Source organism: Xanthomonas sp. CFBP 7698 (genome assembly GCF_003600855.1).
In the GTDB taxonomy this organism is placed as follows: Bacteria; Pseudomonadota; Gammaproteobacteria; order Xanthomonadales; family Xanthomonadaceae; genus Xanthomonas; species Xanthomonas cannabis.
The window spans coordinates 262,311-283,201 of record NZ_PRDN01000005.1; the positions used below are offsets into that span (position 1 = coordinate 262,311).

20 protein-coding genes are annotated in these 20,891 nt (G+C 67.9%); 6 read left to right on the plus strand and 14 right to left on the minus strand.

The annotated features are described in order from the left end of the window. Positions 1-38: 38 nt before the first annotated feature. Both speA and XnspCFBP7698_RS18280 read left to right on the plus strand, forming a co-directional pair. Positions 39-1,925 (plus strand): arginine decarboxylase, encoded by a 1,887-nt coding sequence (gene speA / locus XnspCFBP7698_RS18275; RefSeq protein WP_123137648.1) that lies wholly within the window; start codon positions 39-41, stop codon positions 1,923-1,925. Between the two features lie 324 nt (positions 1,926-2,249). Then, complete coding sequence (locus XnspCFBP7698_RS18280) at positions 2,250-3,377, plus strand: acyltransferase (RefSeq protein ID WP_123137649.1); 1,128 nt, start codon at positions 2,250-2,252, stop codon at positions 3,375-3,377. Between the two features lie 255 nt (positions 3,378-3,632). On the opposite strand, the gene XnspCFBP7698_RS18285 is transcribed toward XnspCFBP7698_RS18280, so the two are convergent. The 5 genes from XnspCFBP7698_RS18285 to radC all read right to left on the minus strand — a co-directional run bounded on the left by XnspCFBP7698_RS18285 (position 3,633) and on the right by radC (position 8,528). Further along, entirely contained in the window at positions 3,633-4,388 is a 756-nt protein-coding gene (locus tag XnspCFBP7698_RS18285; protein WP_047692751.1) for an SDR family NAD(P)-dependent oxidoreductase, read from the minus strand. 48 nt (positions 4,389-4,436) lie between these two features. Continuing rightward, complete coding sequence (locus tag XnspCFBP7698_RS18290) at positions 4,437-4,970, minus strand: hypothetical protein (RefSeq protein ID WP_104581174.1); 534 nt, start codon at positions 4,968-4,970, stop codon at positions 4,437-4,439. A 6-nt stretch (positions 4,971-4,976) separates the two neighbouring features. After that, positions 4,977-5,864 (minus strand): SPOR domain-containing protein, encoded by an 888-nt coding sequence (locus XnspCFBP7698_RS18295; protein WP_104581173.1) that lies wholly within the window; start codon positions 5,862-5,864, stop codon positions 4,977-4,979. Positions 5,865-6,039: 175 nt separating this feature from the next. Beyond that, positions 6,040-7,728 carry an arginine--tRNA ligase gene (gene argS / locus XnspCFBP7698_RS18300; RefSeq protein WP_104581172.1) on the minus strand — a complete coding sequence of 563 codons (1,689 nt, stop codon included), beginning with the start codon at positions 7,726-7,728 and terminating at the stop codon, positions 6,040-6,042. Positions 7,729-7,814: 86 nt separating this feature from the next. Further along, on the minus strand, positions 7,815-8,528 hold the full coding sequence (gene radC / locus XnspCFBP7698_RS18305; protein WP_184372119.1) for a DNA repair protein RadC: 714 nt from the start codon (positions 8,526-8,528) through the stop codon (positions 7,815-7,817). Positions 8,529-8,588: 60 nt separating this feature from the next. On the opposite strand from radC, the gene coaBC reads away from it, so the two are divergent. Genes coaBC through XnspCFBP7698_RS21445 form a run of 3 tightly spaced genes read left to right on the plus strand, consistent with a single transcriptional unit; the run spans position 8,589 to position 12,676 of the window. Continuing rightward, the gene (gene coaBC, locus XnspCFBP7698_RS18310; RefSeq protein ID WP_104581171.1) at positions 8,589-9,854 is read left to right on the plus strand and encodes a bifunctional phosphopantothenoylcysteine decarboxylase/phosphopantothenate--cysteine ligase CoaBC; all 1,266 of its coding nucleotides are present in this window, start codon (positions 8,589-8,591) and stop codon (positions 9,852-9,854) included. Beyond that, positions 9,851-10,318, plus strand: a complete 468-nt coding sequence (dut, locus tag XnspCFBP7698_RS18315; protein ID WP_039411114.1) for a dUTP diphosphatase — start codon at positions 9,851-9,853, stop codon at positions 10,316-10,318. The genes coaBC and dut overlap by 4 nt, the downstream gene beginning before the upstream one ends. Positions 10,319-10,330: 12 nt before the next feature. After that, complete coding sequence (locus tag XnspCFBP7698_RS21445; protein ID WP_146093260.1) at positions 10,331-12,676, plus strand: phosphomannomutase/phosphoglucomutase; 2,346 nt, start codon at positions 10,331-10,333, stop codon at positions 12,674-12,676. A 104-nt stretch (positions 12,677-12,780) separates the two neighbouring features. On the opposite strand, the gene XnspCFBP7698_RS18325 is transcribed toward XnspCFBP7698_RS21445, so the two are convergent. The 9 genes from XnspCFBP7698_RS18325 to pyrE form a co-directional block, all read right to left on the minus strand. After that, positions 12,781-13,308, minus strand: coding sequence for a hypothetical protein (locus tag XnspCFBP7698_RS18325; protein WP_123137652.1), 528 nt, complete (start codon positions 13,306-13,308; stop codon positions 12,781-12,783). 340 nt (positions 13,309-13,648) lie between these two features. After that, positions 13,649-13,990: a lipid-A-disaccharide synthase N-terminal domain-containing protein gene (locus XnspCFBP7698_RS18330; RefSeq protein WP_039411109.1), complete on the minus strand. Its 342-nt coding sequence runs from the start codon at positions 13,988-13,990 to the stop codon at positions 13,649-13,651. Then, entirely contained in the window at positions 13,990-14,712 is a 723-nt protein-coding gene (locus tag XnspCFBP7698_RS18335; protein WP_047692737.1) for a glycosyltransferase family 2 protein, read from the minus strand. Before XnspCFBP7698_RS18335 ends, XnspCFBP7698_RS18330 begins: the two co-directional genes overlap by 1 nt. Before the next feature lie 514 nt (positions 14,713-15,226). After that, positions 15,227-16,192 (minus strand): SDR family NAD(P)-dependent oxidoreductase, encoded by a 966-nt coding sequence (locus XnspCFBP7698_RS18340; protein ID WP_123137650.1) that lies wholly within the window; start codon positions 16,190-16,192, stop codon positions 15,227-15,229. A 204-nt stretch (positions 16,193-16,396) separates the two neighbouring features. Next, positions 16,397-16,705 (minus strand): helix-hairpin-helix domain-containing protein, encoded by a 309-nt coding sequence (locus XnspCFBP7698_RS18350; RefSeq protein WP_042824054.1) that lies wholly within the window; start codon positions 16,703-16,705, stop codon positions 16,397-16,399. A 34-nt stretch (positions 16,706-16,739) separates the two neighbouring features. Then, a complete protein-coding gene (locus XnspCFBP7698_RS18355; RefSeq protein WP_039413397.1) occupies positions 16,740-17,669 on the minus strand; it encodes a ParB/RepB/Spo0J family partition protein in 930 nt (309 codons plus the stop codon). Then, positions 17,669-18,466, minus strand: a complete 798-nt coding sequence (locus XnspCFBP7698_RS18360; RefSeq protein WP_039413394.1) for an AAA family ATPase — start codon at positions 18,464-18,466, stop codon at positions 17,669-17,671. The genes XnspCFBP7698_RS18355 and XnspCFBP7698_RS18360 overlap by 1 nt, the downstream gene beginning before the upstream one ends. A gap of 113 nt (positions 18,467-18,579) precedes the next feature. Next, positions 18,580-19,245, minus strand: coding sequence for a hypothetical protein (locus XnspCFBP7698_RS18365; protein WP_104581169.1), 666 nt, complete (start codon positions 19,243-19,245; stop codon positions 18,580-18,582). A gap of 22 nt (positions 19,246-19,267) precedes the next feature. Then, on the minus strand, positions 19,268-19,927 hold the full coding sequence (gene pyrE / locus XnspCFBP7698_RS18370; RefSeq protein WP_104581168.1) for an orotate phosphoribosyltransferase: 660 nt from the start codon (positions 19,925-19,927) through the stop codon (positions 19,268-19,270). A gap of 118 nt (positions 19,928-20,045) precedes the next feature. Between pyrE and XnspCFBP7698_RS18375 the strand changes: the two genes are divergently transcribed. Continuing rightward, positions 20,046-20,846 carry an exodeoxyribonuclease III gene (locus XnspCFBP7698_RS18375; RefSeq protein WP_104581167.1) on the plus strand — a complete coding sequence of 267 codons (801 nt, stop codon included), beginning with the start codon at positions 20,046-20,048 and terminating at the stop codon, positions 20,844-20,846. Positions 20,847-20,891: the final 45 nt, after the last annotated feature.

The following is a 20,891-nucleotide window of genomic DNA, read 5'->3' on the forward strand; positions in this document are numbered from 1 at the left end:
CACTTCACGCCCTTTTTTATTCCAGCCGAGACAGCGAAATGAGCGATTGGTCCCTCGACCAAGCCCGCAAGACCTACTCGATCCCGCATTGGGCCGATGGGTATTTCGATGTGAACGCCGCCGGCCACGTGGTGGTCAGCCCGACCGCCGACGGCCCGTCGGTGTCGCTGCCCGAAGTGGTGGACGCCGCGCGTGCGGCCGGCGCCAAGCTGCCGCTGCTGGTGCGCTTCCCGGACATCCTGGGCCAGCGCCTGGGCAAGCTGCAGGCGGCCTTTGCGCAGGCGCAGTCGGAGTGGGATTACGCCGGCGGCTATACCGCCGTGTACCCGATCAAGGTCAACCAGCACCGCGGCGTGGCCGGTACCCTGGCCGGCCACCACGGCGACGGCTTCGGGCTGGAAGCGGGCAGCAAGCCGGAGCTGATGGCGGTGCTGGCGCTGTCGCGCCCGGGCGGGCTGATCGTGTGCAACGGCTACAAGGACCGCGAATACATCCGCCTGGCGCTGATCGGGCGCAAGCTCGGCCTGCAGACCTTCATCGTCATCGAAAAGCCCTCCGAGCTGAAGCTGGTGCTGGAAGAAGCACGCGCGCTGGACGTCAAGCCGGGCCTGGGCGTGCGTATGCGCCTGGCCTCGCTGGGCGCGGGCAAGTGGCAGAACAGCGGTGGCGACAAGGCCAAGTTCGGGTTGTCGCCGCGGCAGGTGCTGGACCTGTGGAAGACCTTGCGCGACACCGAGTACGCCGATTGCCTGAATCTGCTGCATTTCCACATGGGCTCGCAGATCTCCAACGTGCGCGACATCGCCAACGGCATGCGCGAGGCCACCCGCTATTTCGTGGAGCTTTCGCGGCTGGGCGCCAAGATCAGCCATGTCGACGTCGGTGGCGGCCTGGGCATCGATTACGAAGGCACCCGCTCGCGCAGCTATTGCTCGATCAATTACGGCCTGCATTCGTACGCCAGCAACATCGTGCAGCCGCTGGCCAGCGCCTGCGAAGAGCACGGCCTGACCCCGCCGCGCATCGTCACCGAATGCGGGCGCGCGATGACTGCGCACCATGCGGTGCTGATTGCCAATGTCTCCGAAGTGGAGCAGGCGCCGGAAGGCCGCGTGCCCGATGCGCACGACGATGAACCGGCAGCCATCCGCCACCTGCGCGAGATCCACGACGAACTGGATGTGCGCCCGGCGGTAGAACTGTTCCAGGAGGCGCAGCATTTTCATGCCGAAGGCTTGAGTGCCTACGCCCTGGGCCAGATCGACCTGACCCATCGTGCGCGTATCGATGATCTGTTCTATGCCATCGCGCACGGCGTGCGTGCGCGGTTGAGCTTCGACGAAAAGAGCCACCGCCCGGTGCTGGACGAGCTCAACGAGCGGCTGGTGGACAAGTACTTCGTCAACTTCAGCGTGTTCGAGTCGATTCCGGATGTGTGGGCGATCGACCAGGTGTTCCCGATCGTGCCGATCGAACGCCTGAACGAAGCGCCGCAGCGGCGCGGCATCATCGCCGACATGACCTGCGATTCCGATGGCATGGTCAAGACCTATGTCGAGAACGAGAGCCTGGACAGCTCGTTGCCGTTGCACACGTTGAACCCGGGCGAGAGCTACCGCATCGGCTTCTTTCTGGTCGGTGCCTACCAGGAAATTCTCGGCGACATCCACAACCTGTTCGGCGATACCGACGCGGTGGAAGTGGCGGTGGAGGGCGATGGCTATCGCATCGTGCAGCAGCGTCGCGGCGATACCACCGACGTGATGCTCGACTACGTGGGCTATCAGCTGGATACGCTGCGCGCGACCTACGCCGAACGCATCGCCGCCGCGCAGCTGCCACCGGAGCGCGCAAAGGAACTGACCGACGCGCTGGAAGCCGGGCTGACCGGCTACACCTATCTGTCCGACGAACCGTTGGGCTGATCGTGCACGCGCTGCGGCACTGCCGTGGCGCGCAGTAGGGCGCTGAAGCCGTGTCACGGCACTCGCCTGGAACGGCAACGGCAGCAACTGCTGCGATGGCGCGACGATCGCGGTGCCGGTGTCGTACCCCCACCAGGTTGACCTGCACCTGCGTTGCCGCTGATGGATGGCGATGCGCGCAGCGCCGGCAGGGACCGTCTGCTGGCGCATGGCATGCCCGGGCGGCACTGCCCGATGCAATGGCAATGACACGACCGCCACATCCCGGCGCCATCACACCGGCCATGCGGCACAATCGACGTCCTTCGGTCATCGAGCGTGCGCATGCGCTATCCCGCCTTGGACCTGCTGCGTGGCATCGCCATCGTCTGGGTGATGCTGTTCCATTCGTTCGTGGTCGGCGGGCTGGGGCCGGACTGGGCGTGGCTGTCGCGCTATGGCTGGATGGGCGTGGACCTGTTCTTCGTGCTGAGCGGCTTTTTGATCGGCAGCCAGGTGCTGACGCCGCTGGCGCGCGGGCAGGGGCTGGACTTCACCGATTTCTACCTGCGTCGCGCCTTCCGCATCCTGCCGGCATTTCTGCTGGTGCTGATCGTCTACATCACATGGCCGGGGTTTCGCGAAGCGCCCGGGTTGGCGCCGTGGTGGATGTTTGCCACCTTCACCCTGAACCTGTTCGTCGATTACGGCCAGCAGGCTGCGTTTTCGCATGCCTGGTCGCTCTGCGTGGAGGAGCATTTCTATCTGGTGTTTCCGCTGCTGGCCATGGTGTTGCTGCGGCGCCCGTCGGCCGGGCGATTTATCGCGTTGTGCATGGCAGTGGTGGTGGCAGGCATCGCCTTGCGCACCAGCGTCTGGCTGCATAACACCGCGCTGGACCAGATCGGCGGTGGCCAGCAGCGCAACTGGTTCGTCGAAGATATCTACTACCCCACCTGGAACCGTCTCGATGGCCTGCTGGCCGGTGTGATGCTCGCGGTGCTGAAGGTCTTCCGCCCGCAGACCTGGCAACGGCTGCAGCAGTACGGCAGCGCGTGGTTGCTGGCGGGCGTGGCGGTGCTGGCGCTGGCGATGTGGTTGTTTCGCGAGCGCACCGGCCTGATCGGCAATGCCGTGGGCTGGCCGGTGCTTTCGCTGGGCTTGGCATTGCTCGTGCTGGCCGGCACTGCCACCGGCAGCGCCTTCGGCCGGCTGCGGGTGCCGGGCGCAGCGTGGCTGGCAGCCATTTCCTACAGCCTGTATCTGACCCACAAGGCCATGTTCCATGTGACGCAGGGCTGGCTCGGCGCCGCGCTGGACGGCCACGGCCTGCTCGCATTTGCCGTCTATGGCGGGGTGGCGCTGCTGGTGGGCGCGTTGCTGCACTACGCGGTGGAGCGGCCTTTCCTACGCCTGCGTGGAATGGTGCTGCGGCGGCACGCCAGGCCGGACGGTGGTGCCGAGTCGGCATAGCGCGCTCACGCCGATCAGCACCACTGCTGCTGCGTGCGCTCTGGTCGGACTTCGTCCATCGATCCCATGCCGATGATTGCTTGGCAAACGACGCTACGCGGCATCGCCGTTGCCACGCGCGTGCCTTGGTCGCATGAAGGCGTTCCTGGAAGAAAGGCCGCGCAGTGCGCGGCTTCTCAGGCATTGCGCGATGGCGTCCTGCATCCGTGCACGCTCAGCCCTTGCCGATGCATGCGTCCAGCATGCATCGGCATGTCACTGCGCGTCGCGCGCCACCTGAAATCCGGCGAACGATTGCGTCACCGGCATGATTTCCAGCCGGTTGATGTTCAAGTGGGCCGGCAGGCTGGCGACATAGAAGATCTGCTCGGCGATGTCGTCGGCGGTCATCGGGGTGGCACCGCGATACAGCGTGTCCGAGGCGGCCTGGTTGCCGCCGGTGCGCACCAGGGTGAATTCGGTTTCGGCCATGCCGGGTTCGATCGAGGTCACGCGCACGCCGGTGCCGTGCAGGTCCGCGCGCAGCCCCAGCGAGAACTGCTGCACGAAGGCCTTGGTGCCGCCATAGACGTTGCCGCCGGTGTATGGGTAGGTGGCCGCGACCGAGGCGATGTTGATGATGGCGCCGCGGCGCGCGATCAGCGCCGGCAGCAGGCGATGGGTGAGCGTGACCAGCGCGGTGACATTGGTGTCGATCATCTGTTGCCACTGGGCCAGGTCGGCCTGCTGCGCCGGCGCGGTGCCCAGCGCCAGGCCGGCGTTGTTGACCAGCACATCGATGTCGGCAAACGCCGGCGGCAGCGCGTCGATGGCAGCCGACAGGGCCTGCGCATCGCGCATGTCGAACGCGGCGGTGTGGACCTGGCCGGCCGGCAGCTCGGCCGCCAGCGCCTGCAGGCGCTCGGCGCGTCGGCCGGTGGCGATGACCTTCCAGCCAGCGGCGGCGAAGCGGCGCACCGCAGCGCTGCCGAATCCGGAGGTGGCACCAGTGATCAGGACGGTCTTGGACATGCGGAACTCCAGGGGGACGGGGGATTCAGGACTCACTGCAAGGCAGTTTCAGAGCGCAGGGGGAGGACTTGCCATTGCGGCACGCCGCGCACGCAGCATCTCTTCGGTCAAGCTCTCGCGCGAGACGACATGACCACGGCGCAGCCGCAGCACCACGTAGGCGCCCGCTGCGTGCGTGGCAGGCGTCGCGGTGGACGGCAGTGCGACGATCACTTCGCCATCCACCCACACGGCCGGCACTGGCGCTGGCTGGCCGGGGAACAGGACCTCCAACGGCAAGGTCGGTGGCGCATCGGCGCAGGCGCCCAGCACGACGCGATCGAGCACCAGTTGCTGCGCGTCCAGACGCCAGTCCGCGCGATAGCCGCGCCAGTTGGCGGTGCAGCTGCCCATCGCACTGCGTGCGTGCGCCACGAAGCGCGTCCAGGTGGCCGGGTCATCCAGGGGCCCGGACAACGGCTCGGCCAGCAACGTTGCCTGCTGGCCGTCGATCTGGATGCGGTCGCGGATCTGATCGGTGGCCTGCGCCGCGCCGGTCAGTGCCAGCGTTCCCAGCAACAGCCCGGCGCAGCGACGCAGCATGCGCGCTTACTGCGCCTTGATCGCAATGGCCGGTAGGCCGCTGCCGGTGAGTTTCTGCTTGGCCTCGGCCAGTTCGCCGGCGCTGCCGTAGGGCCCCATACGCACGCGGTATACGGTTTTCCCGCTGATTTCGGCCGATTCCACGCGTGCGGCCAGCCCCATCATCGCCAGCTTGGCCTTGGTGGATTCGGCATCGCCGGAAGCGCCGAACGAGCCGGCCTGCAGGATGTAACGGGTGTTGTCGGTCACCGCCGCTGCAGCGGGCGAGGGCGCTGCAGCGGCAGGCGTTGTCGCAGGCTTCGGCGCCGTGGCCGCGGGCGTGGTGATGGCCGCAGTGCCGGCCGGCGCCTGCGTGGCTGCCGGCCGGGCCGGAGCGGTTTCCGGCAGCGGTTTGGGTGCGCTGGCGGCAGATTCGTTCAAGGGCACCGGCACGCTGGCGGCTGGCGTAGCAGCGGCCACGCTTGCGGCCGCACCGGGTGCTGGCGGCACCGGCTTGCCTTCCAGCGCTGCGCGCGCACGCGCGGCCTCTTCGGCGCGTGCGCTGGCGGCCAGCTCGGCATCGGACATCTGCACTTCCTTGCCGGGCAGCAAGGTATAGAAGTCGTACTGGGTCTGCGCATCGCCGGGCTTGGGCTGCGGCTTGGCAGGCGGCGTGCTGGGCTTGGGCAGTTCGGCCGGGGTATCGGTGTCGGCGTCGGCCACCGGTTCGGGCTGGGCGTCCGGGTTGGCACGCGGGCCCACGCGCAGGAAGCCGTCGCCGTCCTTCTTGAACAGGTTGGGGGCGGCCAGGAAGATCACTGCCGCAATCGCGGCGCCCGCCACCAACCACACCCAACCGGGGGTGCCATTGCTGGTGTTGCGTCGTGCCTGGCTCTTACCGCGTCGTGCTGCCATCTACCACTTCTCCGAATCATGTCGTTGCGGGCCGTGGAAGGCCCTGCGTGTAGCGCGCGCGATCCGCGTCGCCGTCAGGCGGTTGCGCCCGGCAGGTGGCACGGCCCGCGCGCGCTGCGACCGCGCGGGCCGCGCACGCCCAGTCGATCGCCGCGCCTGTGTTTTCCCGCAGCGCTTACATCTTTTCCGGGGCGCTGACGCCGAGCAGTTCCAGGCCGTTGGCGAGCACCTGTTGCGTCGCGACCGCCAGGGTGAGCTTGGCGTCGCGCTCGGCGGCATCGTCCACCAGCACCTTGCTGTTGTGATACCACGTGTGGAAGGCGTGCGCCAATTCACGCAGGTATTGCGCGATCTGGTACGGCTCCAGTGCCTGACCGGCGATTTCCACCACTTCCGGGTAACGCGACAGCTCCAGCATCACGGTGAGCGAGTGCTCATCGTCCAGCCGGGCGAGCTGGGCAAGACCGTGGCCCTGCTCGTATTTGTAGCCCTTTTCCTGCGCCTGGCGCAGCACGCTGCACACGCGCGCATGCGCGTACTGCACGTAGAACACCGGGTTGTCGTTGCTCTGCGCGCGCGCCAGGTCGATGTCGAAGGTGAGCTGCGAATCGGGCTTGCGCGCAATCAGGAACCAGCGCACCGCATCGGCGCTGGTTTCTTCGATGAGGTCGCGCAGGGTGACGTAGCTGCCGGCACGCTTGGACAGCTTCACTTCCTCCCCGCCACGCATCACCGTGACCATCTGGTGCAGCACGTATTCCGGCCAGCCCTGCGGGATCCCCAGTTCCAGCGCCTGCAGGCCGGCGCGCACGCGCGTCAGCGAGCCGTGGTGGTCGGCGCCCAGTTCGGTGATCGCGCGCTCGTAGCCGCGCTGCCACTTGGTCAGGTGGTAGGCCACGTCCGGCACGAAGTAGGTATAGGTGCCGTCGGACTTGCGCATGACGCGGTCCTTGTCGTCGCCGAAGTCGGTGGACTTGAGCCACAACGCGCCGCCTTCCTCGTAGGTGTGTCCGGAGGCGATGAGCTTCTGCACCGCCTCTTCGACCTTGCCGTCCTTGTACAGCGAGCTTTCGAGGAAATAGATATCGAAGTCGACGCGGAAGGCGGCCAGGTCGTGGTTCTGCTCGTTACGCAGATAGGCCACGGCGAAGCGGCGGATCGATTCAAAATCGGCCGGATCCTTGGTGCCGGTGACCAGGTGGCCTTCCAGGTCCACGGTGTCGCCGGCCAGGTAGGCGTTGGCCACGTCGGCGATGTAGTCGCCGCGGTAGCCGTTCTCCGGCCAGCCCGCGCTGTCGGGGGTCAGCCCCTGCGCGCGTGCCTGCACCGACAACGCCAGGTTTTCGATCTGCACGCCGGCATCGTTGTAGTAGAACTCGCGCTTGACGTTCCAGCCATTGGCGTCGAGCACGCGCGCCAGGCTGTCGCCGATCGCCGCTGCGCGGCCGTGGCCGACATGCAGCGGGCCGGTCGGGTTGGCCGAGACGTATTCCACGCCTACCGAGCGCCCGTTGCCGGCCAGGCCGCGGCCGTAGTCGTGGCCCTGCTTGATCACATTCGCCACTTCGCGCTGGTAGGCCGTGGGGGCGAGATGGAAGTTGATGAAGCCGGGGCCGGCGATCTCGACCTTGGCCACGTCCTCGCTGGCCGGCAGTGCGGCCACCAGCGCCTGCGCCAGCGCGCGCGGATTGCTGCGCGCCGCCTTGGCCAGCAGCATCGCCGCATTGGTGGCGAAGTCGCCGTGTTCGCGTGTCTTGGGTCGCTCGACCACAAAATCCGGCGGCAGGGTGTCGGCAGGCAGGGTGCCGTTGGCGCGCAAGGCTTCGATGCCTTGGCCGATCAGTGCGCGGAGTAGGGCTTTCACGTGGGATCTGCTTGGAACCAAACCAGCGATTTTACCCGACCGCGGGCCCTGGGGTCCGGGTGATGGTTCAGGTCAACGCGGCGGCCTCATTGCAGCCAGCCGCGCTCGGCCAGTGAGACGGGGCGGCCATCGCCGATCACGAAATGGTCGAGCAGGCGGATATCCACCAGTTCCAGGCCCTGCGACAGGCGCACCGTGACTGCATGGTCGGCCTCGGACGGCTCCGGATTGCCGGAGGGGTGGTTGTGGCCGACGATCACCGCTGCAGCGTTGTGCAGCAGCGCCTTGCGCACCACTTCACGCGGATGGATATCGGCGCCGTCGATGGTGCCGGTGAACAGCTCCTCGAAGGCGATTGCGCGATGGCGATTGTCCAGGAACAGCGCCGCAAACACTTCGTAGGGCCGCGCGCGCAGCCGCTGCGAAAAATAGTGGCCCACGCTGAGCGGGTCGCTGAGCACGTCGCCGCGCTCCAGCTCGCTCATCAGATGACGATGCGCCAGCTCCATCGCGGCGCTGAGCTTGCACGCCGAGGCCGGGCCCAGGCCGCGCAGCCGCGCCAGGACCTTGGGCGGACGATCCAGCAGCGGGCGCAATGGGCCGTGGCGATCCAGCAGATCGCGCGCGGTCTGCACCGCATCCTGGCCGCGCAGCCCGGAGCCGACAAAGATCGCCAGCAGCTCGGCATCGGAAAGCGCAGCGGCACCGCGCGCCAGAAGTTTCTCGCGCGGACGTTCGTGGGTGGGCCAGTCGTGTATGTGCATATGGCGAGATTGCCGGTGCTCATCGCCGACGCCCATCAGGCCAAGCGGGGGCATCGGCTAATCTAGTTGTCCTTGTAACCGTAGGACGACCCCGACGTGATCGGCTCCACTCAGGCCCGCCCCCTGGACGGACAGCGTTTGCTGCTGTGCGTCGGCGGAGGCATCGCCGCTTACAAATCGCTTGAACTGGTCCGTCGCCTGCGCGATGCCGGCGCACAGGTGCAGGTCGCCATGACCGCCGGCGCACAACAGTTCGTGACCCCGCTGAGCTTTCAGGCGCTGTCCGGGCACCCGACCCGCACCACGCTGTGGGACAGCGCCGCCGAGCAGGCGATGGGGCATATCGAGCTTGCCCGCTGGGCCGACCGGGTGGTCGTGGCCCCGGCCACCGCCGACCTGCTGGCGCGCCTGGCGCACGGTCTGGCCGACGATCTGGTCACCACCCTGTGCCTGGCCACGACTGCGCCGCTGACCGTGGCCCCGGCCATGAACCATCGCATGTGGCTGCATGCGGCCACCCAGGCCAACGTGGCGACGTTGCGCGCGCGCGGCGTGGCCGTGGTGGGCCCGGACGACGGCCCGCTGGCCGAAGGCGAATCCGGCCCCGGCCGGCTGGCCGAGCCGGCGGCGATCATTGCGGCACTGGCGAGCGATGCCGCCACGCTCGCCGCCGCGCCCTCGGTCAGTGCTGCGCCGGCCTTCGTGCCCAGCAGCGCGCAACTGGAGGGCCTGCGCATCGTGATCAGCGCCGGCCCCACGTTCGAAGACCTCGATCCGGTGCGCTACGTCGGCAATCGCAGCAGCGGCAAGATGGGCTATGCCCTGGCCGCCGCCGCGGCCCGCCAGGGCGCCGAGGTGGTGCTGGTCAGCGGGCCGGTGCACCAGACCACGCCGGCCGGCGTGCAGCGCATCGACGTGCGCTCGGCCGCGCAGATGCGCGATGCGGTACTGGGTGCGTTCCCGGCAGACATCTACATCGGCGCCGCCGCGGTGGCCGACTACACCCCCAAGCGGGTGGTCGCGCAGAAGATCAAGAAGACCGGCGAAACCCTGACCCTGGAACTGGTGCGCACCCCGGACATCCTGTCCGAGGTGGCCGCGCAGACCGGTGCGCTCAAGCTGGTGGTCGGATTTGCGGCCGAAACGCACGACGTGGAGCACTACGCGCGTGGCAAGCTGGCAGCCAAGCGGCTGGATCTGATCATCGCCAACCAGGTGGGGATCGAAGGCGGCGGGTTCGAAAGCGACAACAATGCCGCCACCGCCTATTGGCAGGGGGGCGAGCGCGTGTTTCCCAGCAGCAGCAAGACCGAACTGGCTGACCAGTTGCTGGCCCTGATCGCGGAGAGATTGCAGGCATGAGCATCCCGACCCAGTCCTTGCAGGTGAAGCTGCTCGACCCGCGCTTCGGCGATCTGTGGCCGCTGCCGGCCTACGCCACCGAAGCCAGCGCGGGCATGGACCTGCGCGCGGCCCTGGAAGCGCCGATGACGCTGGAGCCGGGCGATGCGGCGCTGATTCCCAGTGGCATCGCCATCCATCTGGCCGACCCGCAGGTGTGCGCGGTGATCCTGCCGCGCTCGGGGCTGGGCCACCGGCACGGCATCGTGCTGGGCAACGGCACCGGGCTCATCGATGCCGACTACCAGGGGCCGCTGCTGATCAGTACCTGGAATCGCGGCCGTGAGGCCTTCACCATCGAGCCGGGCGACCGGATTGCGCAATTGGTGATCCTTCCGATCGTGCGCGTGGGCTTGCAAGTGGTGGATACTTTCGTCGACAGCGCGCGGGGAGCGGGTGGATTCGGCCACACCGGCGTGCGCTGACGGGGGAGTCACATGAGCAAGGCGAACGAGCGCAGGCAGTCGATGTCCAGCGTGCGTACGAGTGGTCCGGTGCTGGGGGGCGTGCTGGTGCTGCTGGCGGCCTGGTTTGGCTGGAGCAGCTACACGCAATGGCGTGAGGATGCGATTGCGCACGACCTGGAACAGGCGCGCGATCGCGCCGTGCAGGGTGTCAGCCAGGCGATGTCTGCGCAGGCCAGCCAGCTCGACGCGGTGCTCAAACAGCCACCGGTGGCCGCTGCGTTGGCCAACGGCGATGCGCTGGCCGCCGCCTCGGCAATCCGCGAGCGCTTCAAGGGCGCCGAGGACGTGCAGGTGCTGCCCGGCGATCTAGCTGCCGCCTATGCCAATCCCAAGGACTTCGGCTATGCGCGACTGAGCCTGCTCGAATCGGCGCTGGTGGCCGAGCGTGCACAGGTCCATGTGGTGCGCGATGCCAGGCAGGTGCGTTTGGGCGTGGCCGCCGCAGTACGCCTGGGCGCGCAGCCGGCGGTGGCGTATGCCCGGCTGCCGCTGCTGCGCCTGACCGGCCCGCTGGATGCGATTGCGGTACCCGGCAGCGCCTATCTGGCCTTGCGCCAGGGCAGCTACAACGTGGCCCAACAAGGCGACGTGGGCCTGGCCGATGCCGCCGAGACCCTGGCACGCCCGCTCGGCACCAGTGGCTTGCGCGTGGCCGCTGCGGTACCGCAGAGCGACAACGGCCCATTGGGTCTGGGCGCGCTGGGGTGCGCCATCGTGGCCGCCTTGCTGCTGGCCATCGCCGTGTTGCTGGTGCTGGCCAGCCGTGGCCGGGTGGCACTGCCACGTCGTCGCGTTGCCGGCGACACTGCGGCCGACGAACCCACCTTCAGTCAAAGCCTGCAGCACGACGCCAGCCTTGCCAGCGACGCGCGTGCGCTGGACCAGGCGGTATCGCCTGCACCGCCGCCGCTGTTGCCGGTGGTCCAGGTCGCCACCGAAATGTTCCGCGCCTACGACATCCGCGGGGTGGTCGAGAAGGAGCTCAATCCCGGGGTTGCAGCGCTGATCGGCCAGGCCATCGGCAGCGTGATGCAGGCGCAGGGGCTGCGCGATGTGGTGGTGGGCCGCGATGGGCGGTTGTCCGGGCCGGAGCTGACCACTGGCCTGATCGAAGGCCTGCGGCGTGCCGGCTGCAACGTGACCGACATCGGTCTGGCGCCCACGCCGGTGGTGTATTTCGGTGCCTATGAACTGCGCGCCGGCAGCTGCGTGGCGGTGACCGGCAGCCATAACCCGCCGGACTACAACGGCTTCAAGATCGTCATCGGAGGCGAGACGCTGTCCGGCGCGGCCATCACCGAACTGCATCAGCGCATCAACGAAGGCCGTCTGCATACCGCGGCCACGCCTGGCGACCTGGAGCAGCGCGACATCAGCGACGCCTACATCCAGCGCATTGCCGACGACGTGCAGCTCGACCGCCCGATCAAGGTGGTGGTGGACGCTGGCAATGGTGCGGCCGGCGACATCGCGCCACGCCTGCTGGAGGCCATCGGTGCCGAGGTCGTGCCGCTGTATTGCGATATCGACGGCACCTTCCCCAACCATCACCCCGACCCGAGCGAGCCGCACAATCTCGACGACCTGGTGAACATGGTGCAGCGCTTCGATGCGGACATCGGCGTGGCCTTCGACGGCGATGCCGACCGCCTGGGCGTGGTCACCAAGGAAGGCACTGTCGTGTTCCCGGACCGCTTGCTGATGCTGTTTGCCGCCGACGTGCTGCAGCGCAATCCCGGCGCGCTGGTCATCTACGACGTGAAGTGCACCGGCAAGCTGTCCGACTACGTGCTGCGCAACGGCGGCAGCCCGCTGATGTGGAAGACCGGGCATTCGCTGATCAAGTCCAAGATGCGCGAGACCGACGCCGAACTGGCCGGTGAGATGAGCGGGCACTTCTTCTTCAAGGAGCGCTGGTACGGATTCGACGACGGCATCTATGCCGCCGCACGCCTGCTGGAGATCCTGGCCCAGCGCGAGGAAACCCCGTCCGGGGTGCTGGACGCGCTGCCCGAGAGCGTGTCCACGCCGGAGATCAAGGTCCCGGTGGACGGCGATGCGCATGCGCTGGTGGCACGGTTTGTGGAGCGTGCGCAGGCCGGCGAAGAATCGCCGTTCGAATCGGCGCGCCTGTCCACGATAGACGGATTGCGCGCGGACTTCGTGGACGGCTGGGGCCTGGTGCGCGCCTCCAATACCACGCCGATCCTGGTGCTGCGTTTCGAGGCCGACAGCGAGGCCGCGCTGGAGCGCATCCGCGCGCTGTTCCGCAGCGAACTGCAGGCCCTGCTGCCGGAGCACCCACTGGCGTTCTGAACACCGCACGCTTGCGGCGCACCGCCCTGCCTGTAGAACGCCAGGGTGCGCGCCGACGGACATCGATCGCCTGCCTTGAGGGAGCGCACCGGCGTCGACGCGGCTCACCGCGCGCCACCTGTTGCCGCCAGCTGCGCTGGAGGGTGGGGCGCACGCAGTGGTGCAGGGTCGCGCTGGTCGTGCAACCACACCGCATCCCAATACGGATACGCGCCGATCCGCTCGGCCAGGCCGGCGCGCAACGGCAAGGCCACCAGGCTGCGCGCAAAGTGGCGGTGGTCGGCCTGCGGCGCAAGCGCGGTCGCTTCGATGTCCGGCTGCCAGACCGTGCCGCCGCGCCCGCGCGCACGATTGACGGCATCGCCGGCGGCCTGTCGTGCAGCAAGCGCCAGCTGCAGCACGGTGGCCTTGCCCGGTGCCTGCACCAGGGCGCACCACCGTTGTGGCAGCAATACCCAGCACAGCAGCCGTGCGCCAGGCCACTGGCCCGGCAGGGCCAGACTGGCGGCTGCAGCACGCGCGCAGCGCCAGTCTGCAAACAAGGGCACACCCTGATGTGCATGCAGGCACAGCGACCAACACGCCGCAGTGGGCGCCGGCAGGGGCAGGGGAAAGTGGCGCGCGCTGGACATGCGCATAGCCTGCCGACGGGGTGATGGCGGCACTATCGGCCAGCTGCCCGCACGCAGGTCGGTAAGCTTCGCAGCCTTGTGTACGACTCGGCTACCGAGCGCCGGCGCTCGCGCGTGACAACCCGCTATGACGGATCCATCCGATCGCCACACAGTCGGCACACGCACCGGACCGCGGCAGACGCCACGCGTCTGGCTACGCGCCCGCATCACAGCACATGCCAAACGTCGGTCGCGCCCTTAGACGTCCATCAACCCCTGCTGCTTGGCGACGCCCATCCCGACCGCAGGGCCATCGCCAGCGCCGGTGACCGTGCACGTCCGCAATCCCGGCAACACATCAATGTGCCGCGCGATCGCGCTTCCAGCCGCGATGCTTCACGTCCAGATACAGGCTGTAGAACGCGGTAAATGCCGGGAACAGGTTCTGCAGCACGCCCACCGAATCCTGCTTGGCCGAGAACACGAAGTAGCTCAGCGTCATCAGGCTGCCGACCACGCTCATGTACCAGAACAGGCGCGGGATCACCGGCTTGCCGGCGCGCTTGGAGGCCACGAACTGCACCAGCCAGCGGCCGCCGAACATCAGCGCGCCCACATAGCCGATCAGCTTCCAGCCGGTGACGTGGATGCCGGTCCAGTACAGCCAGGTCAGCTGTTGGTCGAGAAACGACGGTTCCATCAACGTTCCTCCACCACGGTGCGCTTGCTGCGGGTGATCAGCCACGCCACGCCGCGCAGGTCGCGGATACCGACCAGGGCGCGATTGAGGTTGTTGTACTTGGACACGCCGGCGGTGCGATGGCGGTGGTTCACCGGCACGCTCACCGTGCGCCAGCCGGCGCGCTGCATCAGGGCCGGCAGATAGCGGTGCATGTGGTCGAAATAGGGCAGGTCCAGAAACGCCTCACGCTCGAACAGCTTGATGCCGCAGCCGGTATCGGGCGTATTGTCCTGCAGCATGCGCGAGCGGATCGCATTGGCCCACTTGCTGGCCCAGCGTTTGGAGCCGGAGTCCTGCCGGTTGACCCGCCACCCGGCGAACAGTTTGACCTGTGCCTGTGCCTGGCTGCGCGCGATCAGCAGCTTGGGGATGTCGGCCGGGTCGTTCTGGCCATCGCCGTCGAGCGTGGCAATCCAGCTGGCGCGCGCGGCCTTGACCCCGCTGCGTACCGCCGTGCTCTGGCCGCTCTGGGTCACGTGATGCAGCACGCGCAGCTCCGGCGTGGTGGCCTTCAGGCCTTGCAGCACCGCCAGGGTGTCATCGCGCGAATGGTCGTCGACATAGATGATTTCGAAGGCCACCACCCCGCGCAAGGCGCGCGTGATTTCCTCGACCAGGGCCGCGACGTTGTCGCGCTCATTGAACACCGGGACGACGACGGAAAGCTGAGGTTGGCTCATGGATTCGTGGTGGCCGGATGAAGGCTGAGCGAAAAAGATCGCGCATTGTGCCCTGACTGTCTGAGTCAGGCATGAAGCAAGCACACCTCATGTGCCGGGCTGCGACCCGCAAGCGGCCTGTAGCGTGTGGTTGGGCGCGAGCAGAGACGGCAACGGCACGGGCGAATACCCGGATCATGCCGTTTCAGCGCAGCCACGCCAGGGTCTTGCACCGCGATCTGCCCTGCGATCAGCCGCTGCGCGGGCGACGAGAGGCGGCAAGATGGCCATGCGATGTCGCCTCGCAGCCCAAAACCACACCGGTCGGCCACCGCAAGCCATGCGGCGCGCCTCCGGCAGCCGCCAACACACCGATCCCGACCAGGGGCCGAGAGGGGCAAGACCTGGTGAACGGTGAACGGTGGTCAGGTGGGAGTGGACAGCGCGCAGGAACCGGAGTGTACGAGCCGACCATGCCGATTCCGGGCACCGGCCGGACCCGCCCGGCGGCTGCGCAGCAGCGTTGTCAGCCGCTCTAGGCGCGCTCGCCGAAGTAGCTGCGGCACCAGTCCACCACCTGCGGCAATCCGCGTTCGACCGGCGTGGCCGGGTCGAAGCCGAACGCCGCCTGCGCGCGCCGGGTGTCGGCCATGGTGCGGATCATGTCGCCCGGCTGCATCGGCCGGTAGACCTTGTCGGCCGGCCGGCCGGCGGCCTGGGCGATCACGTCGATGAAATATTCCAGCTCCACCGGGGTGTGGTTGCCCAGGTTGAACACCCGGTGCGGTACCGGCTCCCCGCTCGGCGCGTCCAGCGCGCCGAGCACGCCGGCCACGATGTCGTCCACGAACGTGAAGTCGCGCTGCATCCTGCCGTGGTTGAACACCTCGATCGGGCGCCCGGCCAGCACCGCGCGGCTGAAAAGCAGTGGCGCCATGTCCGGCCGGCCCCAGGGGCCATACACGGTGAAGAAGCGCAGCCCGGTCGCGCGCAGGCCGTACAACTGCGCGTAGGTGTAGCCCATCAATTCGTTGGCAGCCTTGGTCGCCGCATACAGCGAGCGTGGCTGGTCCACGCGCTGGTCTTCGGAGAACGGCGGCGTGGCCGAATCGCCGTACACCGAGCTGCTGGAGGCATACACCAGGTGCTGTACGCCGCGGTGCCGGCACAGCTCCAGCATGTTGACGAAGCCGGCCAGGTTGCTGTCGACGTAGGCATGCGGGTTTTCCAGCGAGTAGCGCACCCCGGCCTGCGCGGCCAGATGCACCACGCGGGTGGGCCGGATCTCGTCGAACAGCGCCGCCAGACCATCGCGGTCGGTCAGATCCAGCGTGCGCAGATCGATGTCCGGGCACAACGCGGCAACCCGGTCGTGCTTGAGCTGCGGATCGTAATAGCTGTTGTAGTTGTCCAGGCCGACCACCGTGTCGCCACGCGCGGCCAGCGCGCGGCAGGTGTAGGCACCGATGAAACCGGCGGCGCCGGTGACGAGGATGGTCATGGCTGTGATCCTGAAAAATGCGGAAACAAAAGGCCGGTGCGACTGATCTGCATGCGCCAGCCGCCACAGGCATGGCTGCATGCGGCGCCGGCGGGTTGATGCTGCTGACGCGTCTGCAGGGCGCAGCGCGCCAGTCTCGGCTCGCAGTGGGCGCGGCTCATGCGGTGCTCCAGGGAAGGACGGCAACGCGCCATGCGTGGTCGTTCACCGCAGGGCGAGCGGCGCTTCGCTGGCGAGCTTGGCCTTGCGTTCGGCACTGAACTTCCACCACGGCTGCGCCGGCTCGCCTTCCATGAAACGCAGGATCGACAGGAACACATCGATCACGCAGGGGTCGTGCAGCACGCCCGTGCGCAGGCAGAGCTGTGCATGCATGTCGTAGGCATCGCGACCGCGCAGCTGCGCAGGCACGCGGATACCGATCAGGCGCAGGTCCTTTTCGCAGGCCGGCCCGACATTGGGCAGGTCGGTCAGCTGCAGCAGATGCTGGCGGTCCACCTTGGCGGGATTCATTGCCGACGAGGATCCTGTTGGATTGCGGCCGCGATCAGCCGCGCTGCGCGCGCAGGCGTTCCAGGACGCCTTCCAGGGTGTCCAGATCGGTGTAATGGATCACCAGCTTGCCCTTGCCGCCGCGGCCATGGTTGAACACCACCTTGGTGCCCAGCGACTCGGACAGTTCGGTCTGCAGCGAGGCGATATCGGCCTGCGGAGCTGCGGCCACCGGCTTGCCCTTGCGCAGCGAACCGGGCACCTTGCCGGCGGCGAATTGCTGCGCACGGTGTTCGACCTCGCGCACCGACCAGCCCTGGTCGGCCGCTTCCTGTGCCAGCTTGCTGGCCAGCTCCGGTGCCAGCGTGAGCAGCGCCCGCGCATGGCCCATTTCCAGGCGGCGGGTTTCCAGCAGCACCCGGATCGCCACCGGCAATTCCAGCAACCGCAGCAGGTTGGACACCGAGGCCCGCGAGCGGCCCACTGCCGCGGCGGCCTCGGCATGGGTCAGCGAAAATTCGTCGATCAGCCGCTGCAGCGCCTGCGCTTCTTCCAGCGGGTTGAGATCCTCGCGCTGGATGTTTTCGATCAGCGCCATCGCGATGACGGTGCGGTCGTCCAGCTCGCGCACCACCACCGGCACCTCGGTCAGCCCGGCCAGCTGCGAGGCGCGCCAGCGGCGTTCGCCGGCCACGATCTCGAACTGCCCCGGCGCCAGCTCGCGCGCCACGATCGGCTGGATCACGCCCTGCGCCTTGATCGACTCCGCCAGCTCGGCCAGCTTGACCTCGTCCATCTCCTGGCGCGGCTGGTACTTGCCCGGTTGCAGCTGGCCTACCGGCAACTGGCGCAACGTGTCACCCGGCTGCAGCACGTCGTCGCTGGTGGCGCCGGGTGCCGTTGCCGCTGCTGCGCCCTTCGGGCCCAACAGCGCTTCCAGGCCACGGCCCAGGCCGCGCTTCTTCGCCAGAGGCGGCTTGCTCATCAGACGGTCTCCACGGGCCGGACGGCCTTATTACGGTCGTTCTGGCGGCGCACGATTTCGCCGGCCAGCCCCAGGTAGGCCACGCCACCCCGGGAGCTGCGGTCGTAACCGACGATGCTCTGGCCATGGCTGGGCGCCTCGGCCAGGCGTACGTTGCGCGGCACGATGGTGCGGAACACCTTGTCGCCGAAATGCTCGGTCAGCTCCGCCGACACCGCGTTGGCCAGGTTGTTGCGGATGTCGAACATCGTGCGCAGCACGCCTTCGATTTCCAGCGCCGGGTTGAGGTTGGCGCGCAGCGCTTCGATGGTTTCCAGCAGCGCGGTGAGCCCTTCCAGCGCGTAGTACTCGCACTGCATCGGCACGATGATCGAATCGGCCGCGGTCAGCGCGTTGAGCGTCAGCAGCGACAGCGCCGGCGGGCAGTCGATCAGGATGAAGTCGTACTCGTCGCGGATCGGCGCCAGCGCGCGCTTGAGCCGCTGTTCGCGCTCGCCCTGGTCCATCAGCTGGATCTCGGCGGCAGTCAGGTCGATGTTGCCCGGCAGCAGGTCGAAGCCTTCCGGCGCGGTGACCCGGATCTCGGCTGCGGTGTTTTCGCCCAGCAGCAGATCGCAGGTGGACGCGGCTACATCGCGCTTGTCGATGCCGCTGCCCATGGTGGCATTGCCCTGCGAGTCCAGATCCACCAGCAGCACACGCTTGGGCGCGCGCGCCAGGCCGGCCGCCAGATTGACTGCCGTCGTGGTCTTGCCGACGCCGCCCTTCTGGTTGGCAATGGCGATGATCCGGGCCATGCGGGAGAGCCTCGTGGGCAAGGAGTAAGACCGGCCATTATGCGGGCAGGGCGTCGGATCGGGAAATGCCGCCCGCCGCGGCCGTGCGCCTGGACGGGAATGACGGCCGCCGCTCAGCCGGCGGGCGGAGCGCCGCCGGGCGGTTCCTTCATGGCGCGGTAGCGCTGCAGGATGTCGGCGATCTCGCCGTCCAGCGCCACCCGTTGCTGCTCGAAGCTGGTCTGCAGGCGCAACTGCGCCATCAGTTCGCGATGGCGTTGCTGAATGTCGCCAGCCAGCTTGTCGGCCACGGCCTGGCCGGCCAGTTCGCGGTCGCCGGCCGTGCGCAGCATGCTGGCCAGCCCTTCGCGCAGGCTGGTCACATTGAAGCGCGCGGTATGGATGTTGTTGTCGACGATGGCGATGCGCTCGTGGAAGACCCGGCGCAAGTCGTCTTCGCTTTGATACGACATCAGCATCGCCTGGTCGGTGCGCTGGCGCATCTGCTCGGCAGCCAGATCGGCCTGGCGTTGCTGCTCGCTGGCCGCAGCGGCCGCACGCTCGTCGCTGCTCATCGCGCGCTGCACCTCGGCGCTGCGCAGCCCGCTCTTGACGTTGAACTCGTCGCGCGCCTGGTTCACCGCCTCCGGTGGCAGCGTGTCGCTGCACACCCGGGCGCCGTTCTGGTTCCAGCAATACAGTTTCTTGGCCGTCGGCTTGTCCTGCGCCAGGCCAGGGGCCACGACGACGGCTGCCGCAACGGCAGCGAGCAATGCCAAACGTGTGTGTCTCGGCATCATCGCAGCCCCCTGTCGCCTGCCGTCAGCCTGTGGTGTCGGTTCCGTAGCGGCCACGATAGGCCAGCAGCGGTTCCCGGTAGCCAACAAGGTCGGCGTTTCCTTGCGCAAAAGCAAGCAGATCGGCAAGGTTGGCCACTGCGATCACCGCAATACCGGCCTCGGCCGCCACCGCCTGCGCCGCCGACCGGCGATCCTGCTCGGAGGCGATCTCCTGCCGGTCCAGCGCCACCACGATGCCCGACGGCGTACCGCCAGCGGCGCGGATGATGCCCAGGGCCTCGCGGATGGCGGTGCCGGCGGTGATCACGTCGTCCACGATCAGTACCTTGCGCCCGGCCAGCGGCGCGCCGATCAGGGTGCCGCCTTCGCCATGGTCCTTGGCCTCCTTGCGGTTGAACGCCAACGGCAGGTCACGCCCACGCCCGGCATAGGCACAGGCCAGTGCGGTGGCCAGCGGGATGCCCTTGTAGGCCGGGCCGAACAGCAGGTCGAACTCCACGCCGGCCGTATCGATCGCATCGGCGTAGCACTGCGCCAATTCCGCGGTCTTGACCCCGGAATCGAACCGCCCGGCATTGAAGAAGTACGGGCTGACGCGCCCGGACTTGAGCGTGAACTCGCCAAAGCGCAGGGCATCGGCGCCCAGGGCCAGCTGCAGGAAACGGGTGCGGTGGTTGGTCATTGGACGGGAATGGAGAATCGGGGATCGGGAATGGTAAACGCATCGCGCGCCGGCAGCCTTCCGCACGCGCCTGGGGTAGGCTTTACGACTCTCTATTCCCGATTCCCCATTCACGCCCATGCGCATCATCAGTTTCAACGCCAACGGCCTGCGCTCGGCCGCCAGCAAGGGGTTCTTCGACTGGTTCGCCACCCAGGATGCCGACGTGCTGTGCATCCAGGAGACCAAGGCGCAGGAGCATCAGCTGGCCGGGCCGGAATTCTTGCCGGCCGGTTACAAGGCCTGGTTTCGCGATGCCAGCACCAAGAAGGGCTATAGCGGCGTGGCGATCTATGCCAGGCGCGAACCCGACGAAGTGCGCACCGCCCTGGGCTGGCCCGAGTTCGACGAAGAAGGCCGGTACATCGAGGCGCGCTTCGGCAACCTCAGCGTGGTCTCTTTCTATATCCCGTCCGGCTCTTCGGGCGAGCTGCGCCAGGGCTACAAGTTCCAGGTGATGGAATGGCTGCGGCCGATCCTCGACGAGTGGCTGGCCAGCGGCCGCCAGTACGTGTTGTGCGGCGACTGGAACATCGTGCGTACTGCGCTGGACATCAAGAACTGGAAGTCCAACCAGAAGAATTCCGGCTGCCTGCCGCCCGAGCGCGACTGGCTCAACGGCCTGTGCGCCGACGCGGCAGACGACGCCAACCCCGCCGAAGGCCGCGGCTGGATCGATAGCTACCGCGTCCTGCACCCGCAAGGCCAGGACTACACCTGGTGGAGCAACCGCGGCGCGGCGCGCGCCAACGACGTCGGTTGGCGCATCGACTACCAACTGGTCACCCCCGGCCTGCGCGACACCCTGCGGGCCTGCTCGATCTATCGCGAAGAGCGCTTCTCCGACCACGCGCCTTACATCGTGGATTACGCGCTGTGAGTCAGCGCCCGCGGCTGGCTGAAGTGGGGCAGCGCCACGGTGCCG

Coding starts and splice junctions, on each gene's coding strand:
- speA (WP_123137648.1), top strand. CDS start 39: ATGAGCGATTGGTCCCTCGACCAAGCCCGCAAGACCTACTCGATCCCG.
- XnspCFBP7698_RS18280 (WP_123137649.1), top strand. CDS start 2,250: ATGCGCTATCCCGCCTTGGACCTGCTGCGTGGCATCGCCATCGTCTGG.
- XnspCFBP7698_RS18285 (WP_047692751.1), bottom strand. CDS start 4,388: ATGTCCAAGACCGTCCTGATCACTGGTGCCACCTCCGGATTCGGCAGC.
- XnspCFBP7698_RS18290 (WP_104581174.1), bottom strand. CDS start 4,970: ATGCTGCGTCGCTGCGCCGGGCTGTTGCTGGGAACGCTGGCACTGACC.
- XnspCFBP7698_RS18295 (WP_104581173.1), bottom strand. CDS start 5,864: ATGGCAGCACGACGCGGTAAGAGCCAGGCACGACGCAACACCAGCAAT.
- radC (WP_184372119.1), bottom strand. CDS start 8,528: ATGGGCGTCGGCGATGAGCACCGGCAATCTCGCCATATGCACATACAC.
- dut (WP_039411114.1), top strand. CDS start 9,851: ATGAGCATCCCGACCCAGTCCTTGCAGGTGAAGCTGCTCGACCCGCGC.
- XnspCFBP7698_RS21445 (WP_146093260.1), top strand. CDS start 10,331: ATGAGCAAGGCGAACGAGCGCAGGCAGTCGATGTCCAGCGTGCGTACG.
- XnspCFBP7698_RS18325 (WP_123137652.1), bottom strand. CDS start 13,308: ATGTCCAGCGCGCGCCACTTTCCCCTGCCCCTGCCGGCGCCCACTGCG.
- XnspCFBP7698_RS18330 (WP_039411109.1), bottom strand. CDS start 13,990: ATGGAACCGTCGTTTCTCGACCAACAGCTGACCTGGCTGTACTGGACC.
- XnspCFBP7698_RS18335 (WP_047692737.1), bottom strand. CDS start 14,712: ATGAGCCAACCTCAGCTTTCCGTCGTCGTCCCGGTGTTCAATGAGCGC.
- XnspCFBP7698_RS18340 (WP_123137650.1), bottom strand. CDS start 16,192: ATGACCATCCTCGTCACCGGCGCCGCCGGTTTCATCGGTGCCTACACC.
- XnspCFBP7698_RS18350 (WP_042824054.1), bottom strand. CDS start 16,705: ATGAATCCCGCCAAGGTGGACCGCCAGCATCTGCTGCAGCTGACCGAC.
- XnspCFBP7698_RS18355 (WP_039413397.1), bottom strand. CDS start 17,669: ATGAGCAAGCCGCCTCTGGCGAAGAAGCGCGGCCTGGGCCGTGGCCTG.
- XnspCFBP7698_RS18360 (WP_039413394.1), bottom strand. CDS start 18,466: ATGGCCCGGATCATCGCCATTGCCAACCAGAAGGGCGGCGTCGGCAAG.
- XnspCFBP7698_RS18365 (WP_104581169.1), bottom strand. CDS start 19,245: ATGATGCCGAGACACACACGTTTGGCATTGCTCGCTGCCGTTGCGGCA.
- pyrE (WP_104581168.1), bottom strand. CDS start 19,927: ATGACCAACCACCGCACCCGTTTCCTGCAGCTGGCCCTGGGCGCCGAT.
- XnspCFBP7698_RS18375 (WP_104581167.1), top strand. CDS start 20,046: ATGCGCATCATCAGTTTCAACGCCAACGGCCTGCGCTCGGCCGCCAGC.